The sequence below is a fragment of the Frankia sp. RB5 genome (genome assembly GCF_059816245.1).
On the sequence record NZ_JCBATA010000058.1, the window covers coordinates 33,725 to 50,822 of the forward strand.

At 74.1% G+C, this 17,098-nt stretch carries 11 protein-coding genes; 4 read left to right on the forward strand and 7 right to left on the reverse strand.

Features of this window, described 5'->3' with window-relative positions:
- Position 1 precedes the first annotated feature (1 nt).
- A complete protein-coding gene (locus AC6EXY_RS25285) occupies positions 2-2,608 on the reverse strand; it encodes a helicase domain-containing protein (protein WP_101832098.1) in 2,607 nt (868 codons plus the stop codon).
- A 429-nt stretch (positions 2,609-3,037) separates the two neighbouring features.
- Positions 3,038-3,697 carry a hypothetical protein gene (locus AC6EXY_RS25290; protein ID WP_101832097.1) on the reverse strand — a complete coding sequence of 220 codons (660 nt, stop codon included), beginning with the start codon at positions 3,695-3,697 and terminating at the stop codon, positions 3,038-3,040.
- 220 nt (positions 3,698-3,917) lie between these two features.
- Here AC6EXY_RS25290 and AC6EXY_RS25295 point away from each other — a divergent pair, with 220 nt between their 5' ends.
- Entirely contained in the window at positions 3,918-4,967 is a 1,050-nt protein-coding gene (locus AC6EXY_RS25295) for an Acg family FMN-binding oxidoreductase (protein ID WP_101832096.1), read from the forward strand.
- Positions 4,968-5,211: 244 nt separating this feature from the next.
- Here AC6EXY_RS25295 and AC6EXY_RS25300 read toward each other — a convergent pair whose 3' ends face one another.
- Positions 5,212-6,546, reverse strand: coding sequence for a hypothetical protein (locus AC6EXY_RS25300; protein ID WP_101832875.1), 1,335 nt, complete (start codon positions 6,544-6,546; stop codon positions 5,212-5,214).
- A 311-nt stretch (positions 6,547-6,857) separates the two neighbouring features.
- On the opposite strand from AC6EXY_RS25300, the gene AC6EXY_RS25305 reads away from it, so the two are divergent.
- From AC6EXY_RS25305 to AC6EXY_RS25315, 3 genes are all read left to right on the forward strand, one after another.
- Positions 6,858-9,179, forward strand: a complete 2,322-nt coding sequence (locus AC6EXY_RS25305) for a protein kinase domain-containing protein (protein ID WP_101832872.1) — start codon at positions 6,858-6,860, stop codon at positions 9,177-9,179.
- 160 nt (positions 9,180-9,339) lie between these two features.
- Positions 9,340-9,723, forward strand: a complete 384-nt coding sequence (locus AC6EXY_RS25310) for a type IV toxin-antitoxin system AbiEi family antitoxin domain-containing protein (RefSeq protein WP_101832873.1) — start codon at positions 9,340-9,342, stop codon at positions 9,721-9,723.
- Complete coding sequence (locus AC6EXY_RS25315) at positions 9,695-10,288, forward strand: endonuclease domain-containing protein (protein ID WP_499816530.1); 594 nt, start codon at positions 9,695-9,697, stop codon at positions 10,286-10,288. Before AC6EXY_RS25310 ends, AC6EXY_RS25315 begins: the two co-directional genes overlap by 29 nt.
- 300 nt (positions 10,289-10,588) lie before the next feature.
- Here the strand turns inward: AC6EXY_RS25315 and AC6EXY_RS25320 are convergent, their stop codons facing one another.
- The 4 genes from AC6EXY_RS25320 to AC6EXY_RS25335 form a co-directional block, all read right to left on the reverse strand.
- A complete protein-coding gene (locus AC6EXY_RS25320; protein WP_499816529.1) occupies positions 10,589-13,150 on the reverse strand; it encodes an FHA domain-containing protein in 2,562 nt (853 codons plus the stop codon).
- Positions 13,151-14,091: 941 nt separating this feature from the next.
- Complete coding sequence (locus AC6EXY_RS25325) at positions 14,092-15,636, reverse strand: LmeA family phospholipid-binding protein (protein WP_499842418.1); 1,545 nt, start codon at positions 15,634-15,636, stop codon at positions 14,092-14,094.
- A gap of 194 nt (positions 15,637-15,830) precedes the next feature.
- Positions 15,831-16,664, reverse strand: a complete 834-nt coding sequence (locus AC6EXY_RS25330) for an SDR family NAD(P)-dependent oxidoreductase (RefSeq protein WP_101833937.1) — start codon at positions 16,662-16,664, stop codon at positions 15,831-15,833.
- A 57-nt stretch (positions 16,665-16,721) separates the two neighbouring features.
- Positions 16,722-16,937: a hypothetical protein gene (locus AC6EXY_RS25335; RefSeq protein WP_101833939.1), complete on the reverse strand. Its 216-nt coding sequence runs from the start codon at positions 16,935-16,937 to the stop codon at positions 16,722-16,724.
- Between the last annotated feature and the right edge of the window lie 161 nt (positions 16,938-17,098).

Here is a 17,098-nt window from a genome sequence, read left to right on the forward strand (position 1 = left end):
ATCAGTCGCCATCGAGGGAGCGCAGGAACGGCGGCAGCTCGCCGGAGTGGACGACGCGCAGCGACCGGGTCGCCCGGGTCAGCGCGACGTACAGGTCCGCCAGGCCGCGGGTCGGCTCGACGAGCAGGTCGGCCGGTTCGACGAGCACCACCGCGTCGAACTCGAGGCCCTTCGTCTCGGCGACGCCGAGGACGGCGACCGGGGCGTCCAGGGCGTTGCCGGCGGCGCTCGCCGGGTCGATCGAGTCGGGGGCGACGGCGAGGTCGGGCAGCAGGGCCATGAGCGCGGCCCGCAACGGCTGGACATCGCGCGGTCGGGCGATCACGGCGACCCGGCCGCCGGCCGCCGCGGCCGCCTCCGCCGTGGCAGCGTGGGCGACCGCCGCGAGCAGCTCGGCGCTCGGCCCGTCCGCGGCGGGCGGGTCGCCGGCCAGCAGCCGCGCGAGCCCGGGCACCGCCTCGACGGCCACGTCGCCGACCCGCAGCGCGGCGGGCCGCCGACCCGCCGAGCGGACCGACACCGGCACCACCAGCGCCGGGTCCTGCGCCCGCAGGACCTCCGCCGCCACGTCCATGATCTCCTGCGGGGTGCGGTAGTTGACGGTGAGGCGCTCGACGGTGAACCGGTCGTCGACCACGGGTCCCAGCAGCTGCTCCCAGCTCGTCGGCGCACCCGGGCGCGCCGTCTGGGCGAGGTCGCCGACCAGCGTCGCCGTGCGCCCCGGGCAGCGGCGCCACAGCAGCCGCCACAGCATCGGCGAGATCTCCTGCGCCTCGTCGACGATCAGGTGGCCGAACGCCCAGGACCGGTCCTCGCGGGCGTGCTCGGCGGCGCTGCGGCGCACCCGTGGGCCGGACCACCGCTCGGCCAGGGCATCCGCGTCGACCTGGCCGTGCAGGCCCAGCATGTCGACCACGCCGCGGGCGTACTCGCGCTCCTCGGCCCGCTCCCGCTCGGCCCGGCGGGCGGCCTCCAGGCCGGCCTCCTCGTCGGGATCACCCAGCAGTTCCGCCGCCTCGTCGAGCAGGGGGACGTCGGCCGGCGTCCAGCGCCGCTCCCCGGCCGGCCGCCGGGCGCCGGCGACGGTGATCGGGTGGATGTCGGGTGCCGGGTGGATGCCAGGTGCCGGGTCGGTGTCGGGTGCCGGGTCGGTGTCGAAGGGCAGTTGCAGCGCGTCGCCCCTGGAAGGGGACGTCCGGCGGCGGCCGCGGCGCGGCGCGGCCTCGGCGGGACGCGGGGTGGGGATGCGCGGGTTCGCCGGCGGTAGGTCTGCCAGCAGGTCGCGTTCGGCCGGGGTGAGCCGACCGCCGGCCGCCCGTGCCAGCACCGCCGGGTCGGTGAACAGCGCGCCGACGAGCTGCTGGGGGGTCAGCAGCGGCCACAGCCTGTCCAGGGCCGCGTGGACACCCTCGTCGAGCCACAGGTCGCGGGTGATCTGGCGGCGCTCGTCGGCGTCCAGCAGACCGCCCGGGATCTGCCGGACCACCTGCGTGGTCAGGTCGCCCAGCAGCTCGCGCAGGAAGACGCGACGGGCCGAGTTGTGCGGGCGGCGGCTGCGCCGCGCGCGGGTGCGCGCCCGGGCGACCGCGTCCCGGCTCAGCCGCAGGACATGATCGTCGTACGGGATGGTCAGCTCGCGCCGCGGCAGCCGCTGGTGGTCGCGGACCGCGGTGGCGACGATGTCGGCCATCCGCGGGTCGCCCTTGAGCGCGGCGGCCTCGACCGGTTCCGTCCCGGTGGCGTCCACGCCGGGGAACAGGCGTGCCGGCGTGGCGAAGACCACGCCCGTCTCGCCGAGCGAGGGCAGCACCTGGTCGATGTAGCGCAGGAACACCGGGCTCGGCCCGACGATCAGCACGCCGGACTGGTCCAGCCGGGCCCGGTCGTTGTAGAGCAGGTAGGCGGCGCGGTGCAGGGCGACGGCGGTCTTGCCGGTGCCCGGTCCGCCGTCGACGACGAGGATGCCGTTCGCCCGCGCCCGGATGATCCGGTCCTGCTCGGCCTGCAGGGTGGCGATGATGTCGTGCATGCGGCCGGTGCGCGGCGCGGCGAGCGCCTCGAGCAGCATCGCGTCGCCCGACTGGACGGCTGTCGCACCGGCGTTGGCGTTGGCGCCTGCGCCCTCGGCGCCGTCCGCCGCGCTCGCGCCGGCGCTGGCCGGGTCGGGCAGGCCGAGTGGATCGTCGGCGATGCCGGTGACCTCACGGCCGCGGGTGCGCAGGTGGCGGCGGCGGACCAGGCCGTGCGGATCGGCCAGCGTCGCCCGGTAGAACGCGGTCGCGACGGGCGCGCGCCAGTCGACGAGGATCGGTTCCTGCTCGCTGTCGGACAGCCCGATGCGGCCGATGTAGGTGCGCCGGCCGTCGGCGTGGTCCATCGCGCCGAAGCAGAGCCGACCCTCGGCGGCGTCGAGGCGGGCGAGCCGGTCGGCGTGCGCCGCGGCGAAGACGTCCCGCTCGACGATTGACTGCGGGGTGCCCGTGCCCACGGCGAGCAGCACGCCGCGCAGCTGCTCGCGGGTGATCTCCCGTACCTCGTCCAGCCGGGTGTACAGCGTGTCCAGGTACGCCTGCTCGCGGGCGCGCTCGACATCCTGCGTGCTCGGCACGGACGCTCCTCCGGGTCTGCCTCGGAATCCTGGTGGACGGCTCGGCCGCCGGACGGCGGGCGGATCGTCGGCCGGACGGCAGCCCCCGCCCGGCGCGCCCGGCCCGCCCCTGAACGCGCGGCGTTGAGCCTGGAAGGTTACAGCCCTTGCGGCGCGAACCGTCCCAGCCTGCCGCCGGTGCCCCGTGTCCACCCCGGCCGGGCACCTGACCGGGCCCGGGAGGATCGGCGCACCGTCCAGGGTACGGACGCCGCGTCGCCCGGCGGGAGCCGTTCGTCCCGTCGGGTTGCACCGAACGGGTACCCGCGCCGGCGGGTCACCCGTCGGCGGCGGGCACTGCGCGGCGGCGGGCACTGCGTCACCGGCCGTCCGAGGGTGTCACCGGCCGTCGGACGGCGGCTCCGCGACCGTTGGAAGGCGCTCCGCCCGTCAGCCGCCGGAGGTGGCCTCGCGCAGGTCGGCGACGTCGTGCTCCTGGCGCACCCGCACCAGCGCGGCGACCAGACGCGGCAGGTCGGCGCGGTCGACGAGGTCGACGAGCCGCGTCACGCTGGTCGGCAGGCCCAGCTCGCCGGCCGTGTGACGGACCCGTTCGTCCAGGTAGGGGACGAGTTCGTCCCAGCCGGCCTGGGCCTCGCGCAGGAAGATGTCGGCGCCGACCGGGCCGATCCCCTTGATCTTCTGAAGCAGCGCCCGCTCGCGCTCCGGTGACTGGCCGGCGGCCTCCCGCAGGCGCCGCACGTCCCCGTCGTAGGTCTCGGACAGGTAGTCGCAGGCGTCGGCGAGCTGGCGGGACGTGCTCTCGTCGTAGCGGGCGTACCCGTTGTGGTTGAGCACCCGGGTGCGCTGCGCCCAGGTCGCGTCGGCCATGGCGGCGGCGTCGGTCCAGCCGGCGTCCATCAGCGCGCGGCAGGCCTGGACCGCGGCGGCCGTGCGGATCCGCGCGCCGGCGAGCAGCGCGAAGACGGTCAGCCTGAACATCGCCTCGGCCGTGTCGGCGGGCACGTCGGCGCCGATCTCCTCGGCGAAGGTGCGCCCGTGCCGGGCGAGCAGTTCGGCGACCACCGCCTCGGTGTCAGTTCCAGCCATGCCTTGGGGCTACCCGCAGGCATCGCCGCCACTCCGGGCACCGAGGCCGGACGTGGCGGCCGCGGCCGTGCTGGGCGGGGCTGGGCGGGGCGGCGCAGGGCAGGGCCGTCCGGCTCCCGCCGAACCTCCGTCGGTCCCGCGTGACGGGTTCCGGTCGGGGCATGTCGGAGACATCGCCGCCCCGGCAGGCTTGGGTGGTACCGGACGAAGGGAGGCCGACATGTCCACCGACACGGCGCGGTCCGTAACACCCCCACTGACCGCGGAGCTGGCTCGGGAGGTGGTCGCCGCGTCTGCCGCGGCGCCGTCCATCCACAACACCCAGCCCTGGCTGTGGCAGCTCGACGCGGGCGGGCTCACCCTGTTCGCCGACCGCTCCCGCCAGCTCGACGTCGCCGACCCGCAGGGCCGTCAGCTGCTGCTCAGCTGTGGGGCGGCGCTGTGCAACGCCCGGCTGGCGCTGCGGATCCGCGGCCTGTCACCCCAGGTCACGCTCCTGCCGGACGGCGACAACATCGGCTCGGCGCCGTTGGCGCGGGTCACCCTCGCCGGCAGCCTGCCCGCCGACGACACCGAGCGTGCCCTCGCCGCGGCGATCCCCCGCCGTCACACCGACCGGCGCCCCTTCGAGGAGCGCCCCCTGCCCGCGGACGCCATCAGCCGGCTGCGCGCCGCCGCCGAGGCCGAGGGCGCCTGGCTGACCGCCCCCACCGATCCCGACCTGCGCGTCCAGGTCAGCGTCCTGCTCTCGCGGGCCGACTGGATCGAGGAGCACAACGCCGCCTACCGCGCCGAGCTCTCCTCCTGGAGCCGGACGGAACCGGCCGCGGACGGCATCCCGCGCGGTGCCGTGGTGCACCTGGACGCGCCGCGGCGCTCCGAGTTCCCCCTGCGGGACCTCGACGTCGCCGGCGAGACCGGCACCACCCACCTGGCCGAGCACGCCGTCGAGCGGCCCGGGATCCTGCTGATCGGCACCGACGCGGACACCACCGCCGACCGGCTGCGCGCCGGCGAGGCGATGCAGCGGGTGCTGCTCGCCGCGACGGCGCTCGGGCTGGCCAGCTCGCCGATGTCGCAGGCGATCGACGTGGAGGGGATGCGCGAGCAGTTCCGCGGCGCGACCGGCGGGCTCGGGCACGTCCAGATGATCCTGCGAGTCGGCTACCCGGAGCCGACCACGGCGCCGGCCGAGCCCACCCCCCGCCGCGAGGTGAACGACATCCTGCGGACCGTCGACACCGACGCTGCCCCCGAAACAGACGGATGATCTGCCGAAAGCTTCGGGAAACCGCCGAGATACGAGGTGTCGGCGGGCCCACGACGGTTTGATGCGTTCAGACCGGCCCGCCGCGGTGGGCACGCGCCGTTCGGGGGCGTCGCGGCCCTCGCGTCCGGCCGGTCGCCAGCGGGGGGCCTGGGGGTCCGGGGGCACCGGCGGGGGGCGGTGTCCCCGGGACGCGCCCAGGTCTACGGGGTCGCGGGGTCGCGGGGTCGCGGGCCGGGGGCTCGGGTCAGGGCGTGGTGGAGCCGGGGGCGCTGACGTAGGCGACACTGGCGTAGCTGTCAGCCGGGCGTCCAGCCGCGTCCACACAGCGGACCGTGATGGTGGCCGCGCCCCCGGTGCTCGCCGCCGCGGTGGCGCCGGCACCCGCGGCGGAGCAGCGGGCCGTCGGCTCGCCGTAGGGCGTGACCTGCAGCGAGTCCGCGTTCCGGGCGACGCTGGGGAAGGTGACCTCGTAGCGGCCGACGGCGAGGCGGCGGACCTGGTTGGTCGCTCCCGTGCTGTTCGCCGAGTACCAGCCCCAGGCGTTCACCGCCGGGCCGATCGGCGCCTGCTGGGTCGGGCCGCCCTGCACGGTGATGCCGGTGAAGGCGTGGCCGAAGCTCGTGGCGTCCGTCGGGATCAGCGCGTGGCCGCTGGTGTAGAGCAGGGCGAAGGGGCTGTCCGTCCAGGTCGCGCCGCGGGCGCAGCCGACGAACACCGACTGGCGGTCCTTCCCGACCACGCGGCCGAGGGCGTTGCAGCCGATCTCGCCCTCGCCGGTCGCGTTGACCTGCAGGTTGTTCCCGTTCTTGGCGAACGCCGGGCCGATGAGGTCGATCGTGTAGTGCCCGGCGCCGACCCGGTGGACCTCGATCGTGCCCGGGCCCGCGACGCTGTAGGAGTCGACCGGCTTCGACGTCGCGGCCGCCGCCCCGGCGGCGTCGACCCGCAGGTAGGCGAAGGCCCCGCCCGGTGAGGGCGCGGCGGCGTCCGGAACGTGGTCGAACAGCGCCGTGAAGCCGGTATCGGCGGGCGTTCCCGCCGCGTCGCGGCAGGCCACCTCGACCTGCTCGTCGCGGGCGGCCGCGTCCCAGCGCACGGTGCGGCAGGACACCACCGGGGCGGACGCGGCGGCTCCGGGGGCGTCGAGGGCGGTCGCGAAGGCGACACCCCGCCCGCTCGGGACCGCGACGCCCGGGAAGGTCACCTGATAGCTGCCGCGCGCCAGGTGCGTGACCATGACGTGGGCGGACGCGGCGGAGCCACCGCCGGTGCGCCAGCTGCCGGAGCTCTCCGACGCCGGCAGCACGGTCTGCGTGCCCACCGGCGTGGCCGGCGAGGTGAAGCGGGTGAATCCCCAGACCGGCGTGGTCGGAGCAGCCGCCTGGGCGCCGCCCGAGCCGGCCGAACCCGGCGACGCGGACGCGGCGACCGGCGCACCCGACGCGGCGCCCGCTGCCGTGGTTGGTTTCGCTGCGCCACCGTCGTCACTGCCGCCGGAACAGGCAGCGAGCCCGAGCAGCGCGGCTGCGCAGCTCAGCGCCCCGGCCATCCGGGCGATACGGGTGAACGTCCTCACCATGCGTGACTCTCCGTCCGCGACTGCGACGATCTCGGTGCCCCCGACGATGGCACACGGATCGGCGAACGGGGCGGGACGAACGCTCCGGATTGATGTCATTCCCTTGACAACGACACCTTGTCCACAGTCGCTGCCCCGACAGTCCTGTTCAGGGCGACACTCGCCTAAGATTTTCCCAACTGATCCGCCTACCGGCGGAGCAGATCACCATGGTCGATCAAGGGTCGGTGCGTGAGGCCGGCGGACGGGCGCTCAGGGCGCACCGTCCGGCGGAGGCGCGGTCGGCGCGCGGCAGGCAGGGGTACAGGTCCATGGCGTCATCGGATGCAGGTGTGGCGGCGCGCGCCATTCCTCTCGGTCCGGACGACCCTCCCAGGCTCGGCGCGTACACCCTGCTCGGCAAGCTAGGCCAGGGTGGCATGGGCACGGTCTACCTGGGCCGCTCCGAGAAGGGCCGCCTGGTCGCGATCAAAGTGATCCGCACTGAGGCCGTCGGGAATCCCGAGTTCCGCGCCCGGTTCCGGCTGGAGGCCGAGACGGCCCGGCGCGTCGCCCGGGTCTGCACCGCCGAGGTGCTCGACGCCGACCCCGACGCCGAGTGGCCCTACCTGGTCACCGAGTTCATCGAGGGCGAGACGCTCGCCCGCTACGTGCAGCGCAACGGCCCACTGGCCGACGCGAACCTCGAGCAGCTCGCCGTCGGCGTCGCCGCCGCGCTCACCGCCATCCACAGCGCCGGCATCGTCCACCGCGACCTCAAGCCCGCCAACGTCATCCTCTCGCCCTTCGGCCCCCGGGTGATCGACTTCGGCATCGCCCGCACCGTCGACGCCGGCAGCGGCCTGACCGGCGACCTCCAGCAGCTCGGCACGCCCGCGTTCATGTCCCCGGAGCAGATCGAGAGCCGGCCGATCAGCTCGGCGGTGGACATCTGGGCCTGGGGCGGCCTGGTCGCCTTCGCCGCCACCGGCCACTACCCGTTCGGCGAGGCCTCCGCGCAGGTGCTGCTCTACCGCGCCCTGCACGAGGAGCCCCGCCTCGACGACGTCGACCCGGCCCTGCGCCCGATCGTCTGGCTGGCCATGCGCAAGGACCCGGCCGGCCGCCCGAGCGCCCAGCAGCTCATGCTCCGCCTGCTCGGCGACCCCGCCAGCTCCAACCCCGATGCCGCGGCCGCCGTCAACCCCGAGGACGTCACCAACGTCCTGCAGGGCTGGCAGCTCCCCTCCCCCGCCGCCGGCACCCAGCCGAACGCCACCGGCCCCGGCGGCGGCTACACCCTCGGCCCCGACGACCCCACCCGCCTGCCGTCCGGCACCGGCGGCCCGTCCACCGCCGGCTACACCGCCGACCAGGACGCACCCACCCGGCTGCCCACCGGCACCGGCACCGGCGCCGGCGGCGGGTACGCGACCGGCGGTGCGCGCGGCTTCGGCGGCCCCGGGGGACCCCAGGACCCTGGCTACCCGCAGGGCGCGCCCGGCGCGGGCGGGACGTTCGGCGCCGGTGGCTCCGGCGGACCCGGGGACACCAGGCCGGCACCCGACGAGAAGCGCCGCAGCCGCGGGCGCAGCCGCGCCCCGCTGCTCGTAGGCGGCGGCGTCGTCGTGGTCGGCGCGATCATCGCGACGATCCTGGCCCTCGGCGGTGGAGGCAAGGACGACAACACCGCCACCGCCGGAGCCGGCTCGACGCCCGGAGCGAGCGCGACCGCGCCGGCAGGCAGCGCTGCGTTCCCCCTGCCGAAGTCGGCCACGGCGCTCAGCGACGCGACGATGGTCTACACGGCGCAGAAGAACGGCAGCTACGACCTGTTCAGCGCCACCGTCGGCCCGGCCGGTCTGCTCACCGGGCAGAAGCAGATCACCAGCACCCCCGCGAAAGAGATCCTTCCCGTGATCTCCATCGACCGCCAGACGGTCGTCTACTCCGTGGAGAGCGCGAACCGCACCCAGTACATGGCGATCGCGGCCGACGGATCGGGCAAGGCCGTGCCACTGCTCGCCTCAGGCGCCGCCAAGAACCTGACGATTCCCGGCGACTCGCGCGCTTCCCTCTCCCCCGACGGCGGCTCGATGGTCACGCGCTCCTTGACCGACGACAAGGGCACCGCCGCGTCCGGGCTCTACATCGTCAACCTGAAGACGCAGGGCGTCACCCGGATCAAGAACGCGGCCGAACAGGCCACCGACCCCGCCTGGTCGCCCAGCGGCGACCGCATCGCGTACTGGTCAATCCTGGGTGGCGGCCAGCGAGGCTTCATCGTGACGATCCCGGTGACGGAAGGCGCCCAGCCTGACAAGCTGACCCTGAACCAGGGCAACGACGACACCGACCCGGCCTGGTCCCCCGACGGCAGCAAGATCGCCTTCACCCGGAAACAGAACGGCGACCTCGAGATCTTCGAGATGGACTCCGACGGCAAGAACATCACGCAGCTCACCCGCGCCCGGGGCGACGACATGGACCCGACCTTCGGCCCGAAGGACGACCCCCGGATCATCTTCAGCTCGAACCGCGGCGACGACCGCAAGCAGCTGCGCATCCTCGACCCGAACAACCCCACCGCCTCCGACCATCCCCTCACCGAGGACCGCTTCCTCTCCGCCCACCCCCGCTGGAACTCCGGCTGACCTGACGTCATCCAGATCCGCCGTAGCCCGGCCAGTCCGGCGAAGGCCCGCTGTCCGCTGAGGACGGGGGTCGCGCCGGATCTGCCGGGTCGGCGGGCGGGTTTTCCACAGCGCGCGGATCCATCGGCCACCGGCGGCCGGCACGGCCGAGACTGGGGCGATGTCCACGCCCCACGACAGAGTCGTCGCGCTGGCGCGCCGTCAGGACGACGTCGTCACCCGCCGCCAGGCCCACCAGCTCGGCCTGTCGGAGAACGCGCTTGTCCTGCGGCGACGCCGTGACGGCTGGACTTCCCCCGTTCGTGGTGCGCTGTTCGTGCCGCCGGTCCGCGACGTGATCCGAGCCAGCGCCAGAGCCGTCCTCGCCGTGGCCGGCGGGGTGATCTGTGGGCTCACCGCGGCTCGGCTGCACGGCCTGCCGGCGCTGCCGCTGTTGCGGCCACCGGAGCTGGTCGAACTCGCCGTGCCCGGCTGGCGAGCGGCCCCGCGGACGGCAGGGCTTTCAGCGCTACGGAATGACGCTGCGGGACGGAGACGTCGTTGACCTCGGCGGCCTGCGCACCACCTCGGCGCGGAGAACGCTGGAGGATCTCGCACTGCTGCGCGATCGCGAGCTCGTCGTCAGTGTCCTCGACGCGATGCTGCACGAGCGGCGACTGTCCGCGCGCGATCTCGCGGTCGTAGGCGAGCGCGTGCTCTCCCGCCGGGGCGGGAGCCGTACCCGGACGTGGTGGGCGCTGGTCGACGGCGCGGCCGAGTCACCGCTGGAGACACGGCTGCGCCTGCTTCTCGGTGACGCTGGCCTGCTGCCCGAGCAGTCGCAGTGGCCGGTGCGTGATCCGCACAGCGGCCGGCTGGTGGCCCGCGTCGACTTCGCCTGGCCGGGCGTACGCCTTGCTGTCGAGGCGGACGGGGTCGGCCCCCATGGCCTGCCGGCGGCCCTGCATCGCGATCGCGCCCGTCAGAACGACCTGGTCCGCCTCGGCTGGGACGTCCTCCGTTTCACCTGGTGGGACGCGCTTTCCGCGCCGGCGAAGCTCGTGCGGGTCGTGGCGGACGCGCTTCGCTCGGCAGCGGCACGCGCGGGCGGGACCGCACCGAGCGCCTGAGCTGGAGGACTCGCGCCCTGAGCTCGAAGGCTCGCGCAGCGGTAGGAGCTACCTGTCCGCGCACACCCGTCGGGTGGCGCCCCGGCGCCGCAGGGGAAGGCCTCGACGTGCCACTTTCGCATGGCTCCCTGCCCGATTCGTCCCGTTGAAACTGGCAGAAACTCCCGTTCCCACGCAACGCCCGGGGCGGACGCGTCGACGGCCGGCTCCCCGGGTAGGGGAGCCGGCCGTCGACGGCGGGCCGAGGCCCGCGGGTGGTCTCGGCGGGTCGGCGAGGAGAGGGTGCGCCGGCGGGGCGGGTCAGCGGGGAGGGGCGCCGGCGGGGGTGGCGGGGGCGCGCTTGACGGTCTTCGGGTCCATGCGGCGGATGAGGACGGAGGCGATGATGATGCAGACGAGGCCGACGAAGACGCCGGCGGCGATGTCGGTGACGTAGGTCGAGACCGTGTGCTGCCACGTCGGGTCGACGACGACCTTCGGGTTCACCTTCTTCGTCGGGTCGTCGGGGCGGACGACACCGGCGAGCGTGATGCGGTTCAGGTCGGCGACCGAGGACATGGAGGCGAAGCCCCAGCGGGCCGGCGCGACGTAGGCGACCTGCTCGAGGCCGACAGTGCCGTGGACCGGCACGATGCCGCCACTGAAGATCAGCTGGCCCATGGTGAGCAGGACCAGCAGCGGCATCGTCTTGTCCGCGTTGTCGACCATGGCCGAGATCAGCAGGCCGAGCATGGCGGAGGACAGCGAGACGACGATGACGGCGAGCAGCATCGGAAGCAGCGAGTTCGGGCCGATGAGGGCGTCCTTCGGCGTTCGCCCGGCGAGGCCGATCAGGGTGAAGGGGATCGCCTGCGCGACGGTGATGAAGGTCAGAACGAGCACCTTCGACCCGATGTACGCCGTGCGGGACAGGCCGATGGCTCTCTCTCGGCGATAGATCGCCCGTTCCTTGACGATCTCTCGGACGGAGTTCGCCATGCCCATGAAACAGGCACAGAGCACCATGATCAACAAGATCGTGGGGCCGTCGGAGTTTGGTGAGAACTGTTTGGCCTGGTCGGCTGTGAGTTCGAAGTTTCCGCCGATGGCTCTGGGGATCAGCCCGAGCAGGAACGGGAAGGCGATGATGAGCCGTAGGTAGGACTTGTCCGACGCGACCACGGCCATGGTTCGTCGACTCAGTGTGACGAGCTGCGAGGCGACGGACTGCTGCCGCAGCGACGGCAGCTCCTCCGGCGCCGGGCGGGCCGACGGCGCGGTGATCGACGCGGGGACGAAGTAGCGGGAGTTGCGGAAGCGGGCGGCCGACTCGGCGCCGGGCGTCGCCTCGAGGTTGAGGAAGACGTCGGGGTAGTCGCGCTTGCCGAAGAAGGACAGCGCGTCCTGCGGCGGGCCGAAGTAGGCGACGTAGCCGCCGGGCGCGAGGACGAGGATGTAGTCACACAGGTCGAGCTGGGCGACACTGTGGGTGACCACGATGACCGTCCGGCCGTCGTTCGCGAGCTTGCGAAGCGACTCCATGACGTTCTTGTCCATGCCCGGGTCGAGGCCGGAGGTCGGCTCGTCCAAGTACAGCAGGGTCGGCCGGGTCAGCAGCTCCAGGGCCACCGAGGTCCGCTTGCGCTGGCCACCGGAGAGCCTCGAGACCTGGGTGTTCGCGTGCTGGGTGAGGCCGAGCTCGGCGAGGACCTCGTCGACCCGGTTACGGCGCTCGACCTTGGTGACGTCCGGCGGGAAGCGGAGCTGGGCTCCGTACTCGAGGGCCTTGCGCACCGTGAGCGAGGTGTGCAGCAGATCCTCCTGCGGCACGTAGCCGATGCGGCGGCGCAGTTCGTCGTACTCGGAGTAGAGGTCCCGGCCCGCGTAGCGGACGTTGCCCTTGTCCGCGGGGCGGAAGCCGGTCAGCGCGTTGAGCAGGGTCGACTTGCCGGCACCGGACGGGCCGACGACACCGAGCAGCGCGCGGCCGGGCAGCTTGAACGTCATGTCGTGCATGAGCTGCTTCTGGCCGGCGAAGACGTTGAGGTTGTCGGCCTCGAAGCTGACGTCACCGGAGTCGATGTACTCGACGAGCTGATCGCCCTCGAGCTGGAAGATGTGGTGACCGACCGCGATGACGTCGCCCTGGTTCAGGTTCGTCCGGTTGATCCGGCGACCGTTGACGAAGACGCCGTTGGCGGAGTCGAGGTCGGCGATCTGGACGCCGGAGCGGCCGATGTAGAGCTCGGCGTGCCGGCGGGAGGCGAGCAGGTCGGTGATGACGACGTCGTTGTCGCGGGCGCGGCCGATCGACATCGTGCCCTGGCGCAGGCGGTAGGTGGTGCGCCGCTCGTGCTCCTGTTCGAGGCTGGTCAGGCCGGAGGAGCGCTCGTCGTGGCCCCGGTCGCGGTCGTCGCCGTAGTCGCGGCCGCGCTGCGCCGGGCTCGTCGGGCCCTGGTGCGCGGGGCGACCGCCGCGGCCGCCGGTCGGGCGGGGCGGGGTGTAGCCGGCGGCGTTGGGCAGCATCGTCTGCATGTCGTAGCCGGGGTCGTAGGCCGGCTCGTCAACCGGGCCCCGGCCCTGCGGGAACTCGGGGTGGACGACGACCTCGGGACCCGTCGGCGTGCCGAGGTGGAAGCGCAGCTCACCGTCGACGGCGACGGCCTCGGGCATCCGCTGCCCGTCGAGCCAGGTGCCGTTGGAGCTGATGTCACGCACGACCCAGCCGCTGCCGGTCTGCTCGAGGAGGAGGTGACGGCGGGAGACCCGGGAGTCGGCGATGACGTAGTCGGCGGTCCGGGCGCGGCCGATGATGAACTGGGCCTCGGCCGGCACGGTGGCCGCACCGGCCTCGGTGACGACTCTCAGGAAGGTCGTCTGCACGTGTTTCCCCCTTCGCGACGGGACGCTGGCCGGGATGTCCCGCCGAACTCCACCTTGTCACCAAGTCGAGCGTTGCCGTTGCCATCAGGTCGAGCGATGCCGTTAGGTCTGGCGATGCCGTTGGGTCGAGCCTTGTCACCGGATGATGCGTTGGCGCCGGATCGTGCGCCACCGCCAGGTCGTGCGCTGCCACAGGGCCAGGCGGCGGTGCGACGTCGAACGGTCACGCGGGTTGACCGATCATGCCGGATGTCCGATCGTAGCGTCGCGGGATGACCTTGATCCACCCCGGGGGATGGTTGGCGTCGAGTCGATCTGCGCCCGCGCCTGCACCGCGTTCGACCTGTGGACATCTTTCGAGTTCCCGCCGCCTCGTGATCTGGATGTTCCGGTTGCTCCGCACGGGCCCGCCCGCTGGAGCCGGGTCGTCCCCCCCGGTGCGGCGACCGCGCCACGGAGGCGGCGACGATGCTGACGCGCGCCTCCCGAGCGGCACCCTATGAGAATGCCGGCCGACGATCCCCGGCAGTGGCATCTGTCGCCGATCCGACCGCAGGGGTGACGGGGCACGGCGCGTCAGGGAGCCGTCCGCACCCAACCGATCCACACCAGCAGCCCACGGAACCCCGAAGCACCTGCCTCCCACCCGGGAAATGCCTGCACACGCGCCCTGGGCATCGCCCCGGCGCGGTCGCGAACGGTGGACGTCGACGCCCGACCCGACGCTCCCGGACGGAGCCGGCGGCCCGCGGCGACGCCCCCGCCGGCCACGACGGCACGGCCCGCCGCCGCCCGGGAACGGCCGGACCCCGGCGCGATATGTGGTACGAATCATGCCCGCCCGGGGAGATCGCCCGGCAGCGGGCCGCGATCACCCGTCACTGAGCCGTACGGGCCGCGGGCGCGTCCGCCCAGCCGGGACGCGATCGCCCGCGAGCACGTCACGCCGGCGGGAGGACGACGTCCTTGGCGGTCGCGGTGAGGGACAGCCCGTTCGCGTTCGTGGACGCCTGCACGACGCGCAGGCTGAACGGCAGGCCGGACACCGGGATCGGCAGCGACGGCAGCAGTGATCCGCCGGGAAGGGGGATGGTGAAGTTGAGCGCCCCCTTCAGCCTGATCGAGGACGGCGCCAGCGTCAGCATGTTGTTCGTGACCCCGAAGGTGATGACGCCGCCCACCTGCTGGGCCCCGAAGCCGGGGATGTCCGCGATGCCGCTGACCTCGACCCGCTTGCCGCCGTCGACCGGGGTGACCGTCATCTTGCCCGGCTGCCTGGCGAGGTAGGCGTTGAGGTCGGCGTAGGTGATGCCGACGGTGGCCTTCACCGAGTCGACAGGTACCTCGCCCACGTTGTCGCTGATGGCGTCACCGAACGGCACATGCAGGCCCTTGAGGTGGGCCTTGACCGAGGAGATCTTCGGGCCGGGGGTGGCGATGCCCTCGATCCCGACGCCGATGTCCTTGTACTTGCCGAACAGCACCTGGGTGAGGAACGGGAAGCCGCCGATGCTGACGTCGGTCACCGTCGGCACCGGGTCGCCCGGCTTGAGGTTCTCACCGATGGACGCCACCACCTGCTTGCGCATCTGGTCCTTGGCGACGGCCACGCCGATGCGGTCCCCGACGACGAACAGGACGACGAGGACGACGAGGACGATCGCCAGCACGCGGCGCCGGCGGCGGCGCGGCGGACGGCCGGGCGCCGCGGCGCCGGGCCGTCCGCCCTGGGCGGCGCCGGGCGGCGGCTGCTCACCGGACGGGCCGGCGGCGGGTGGCTGGCCGTACGCGGCCTGCTGCTGCCCGCCGTAGGGCGCCTGCTGCCCGTACGCGGACGGCTGGCCATAGGGGGCGGCTGGCTGGTCGTAGGCGGCCTGCTGGTCATAGGCGGCTGGCTGGTCATAGGCGGACTGCTGGTCGTAGGCCGCCGTCTGGCCATGCCCGGGCCAGCGGTCGTCGGGGCGGAACGTGGCGGACTCGGCGTCGGTGTCGGCCCCGGGCTCGGGCCGGACGGTCCCCGGCCACGGGGCGGCCGGGTCGGCGGGGGCCCGTCCGCCACCCGCCTTGCCCAGGCGCACCGCGGAGCCGCCGCCCGCGCCCCGGCCGCGATCGATCGCCGTCGTGCCCTCGTCGGTCTCCCGAGGGACGGGCCGGTCCGCACCGGCGCCGCCACGGGGGACCGCGGCCGTCCGCTCCGTCGGCGCCGCGCCGGGCCGGCCCGCGCCGCCGGGGCCCGCGGGGGCGTCGAGCGGGCGGCCAGGGCGGAACGAGTCCGGGGGTGGGGGTGGGCCGGCCGGGCGGAACGAGTCGGCCGGCGGCGGTGGTCCCACCGGCGCGCCCGCCCGCGGGGGGCGCCCCGCGCCCGGAGATCCCGACCCGCCCGAGGCGCCCGGCGATCCCGAGCCGGCGGCGCCGAGCCGGGTCGCGTCCTTGTCGCTGGGGGTACCGTCCGCATGCTGCCTGTCGCGGTCGCGTCCGTCGTTCACCGGAGATCTCCTGCCCTGCCGCGCCGGAGCCCGCCGTCGCGCTGTGGTCGTCGCACCTGACGGTCGTGCCGCATCAGGCCCTGCCGGATCGTCGCATGTTCATTCCATTCCACCGGCTCTCAGGTCCGATCAACCCTGGGACGGACATGTCGGATTGCCGACGCCGGCACCGCGCGGGGCAGGACGGCACCAGCTCACACCTCCAGCGGCAGTTGCGCCACCGGGATGTCCCGCCTGGTCGGAGCGAGCCGGAACACGTCCCCACGCGGGGACGCGAACGCCTGCCAGAAGTGCTCGGCGACGGCGTCCGGGCGCAGCGGCCCGCCCGGCGCCACCCGGCCGTCCAGGACGACGGTCCGCAGCCGGATGCCGCGGGTGGTGAGCGTGGGGCGCAGCGCCTCGGCGAGGGCGGTCAGGCCCGCCTTCCCGACGGCGAGGGCGAACCGCCCGGCCACCGGCTCGGTGCGCGCGCCGGCCGAGGTGACGAGGATCGTCGCGGCCGGGCGCTCCGCGAGCAGGACGGCCGCCGCCTGGATGGCGGCCAGCGCGCCGGTGACGTTCACCGCCAGGGTCTGGTTCACCGTGGCGGGCGGCACCGTGAGGGCGGCGCCGCGGATGCTGAGCTTGGCGTTGTAGACGAGGGTGGTGAGCCCGCCGATCTCGGTGGCGACCCGCCCGAGGGCCGCGGCGAGCGCCGGCGCGTCCGTCACGTCGGCGACGGCACCGGCGACGGCGAGGCCGTCCGGCGCGAGCGCGTCGCGGACGCGGGCGAGCGTGTCGGTCGACCGGGACACGACGCCGAGCACGAACCCCTCCCGGCCGAACCGGCGCAGCAGCTCGACCCCGAAGCTCGCCCCCGGCCCCACCAGGACGAACCCCCGGGTCAACGGCTCGCCCTCCGGCGGCTCGTCGCCCTGGCCGACCACTGCGCCAGCGCTGTCGGCCCGGCCGGCGCGCTCAGCACCGCGTACCTCGGTCTGGTCGGCGCGCTGCCCCTCGGCCCGGTCGCGCGGTCCGGTGCTGCTCATGCCCCACATCCTTGCCGAGGGACCGGCCGGACATGTCGGGGATGGCCGGATCGGCCGTCAGGCGGCGCGTCGTGCGCCGTGGCCCGGCGAGAACGGGGCGCCACCGGCGGCCGGCTGGTCGGGACGGTGGCGCAGCTCCCGGGCCGCCTCGACCGCAGCGGCCGCCCGCAGCGGCGCACAGCGCAGATAGGACCAGGTCAGAGCCCCACCGACGATGATCACCGGAATGAGCAGCAGGACCAGAACGACGAGTATGGCACCGAACGTCTCCATCAAATACCTCCGGAGGGGACTGCTGCCTTTGGGTGGCAGGGGAATCCGGTATGGACCGCGATGGTTAGATGGACCGCGCTGGTATAGTCGCCGGTGTGGTGCGGCAGGTGACCGGAGGGGCGGGTGGGGTCTATGATCTCGGCTTCCATGTCGTCTGGTGC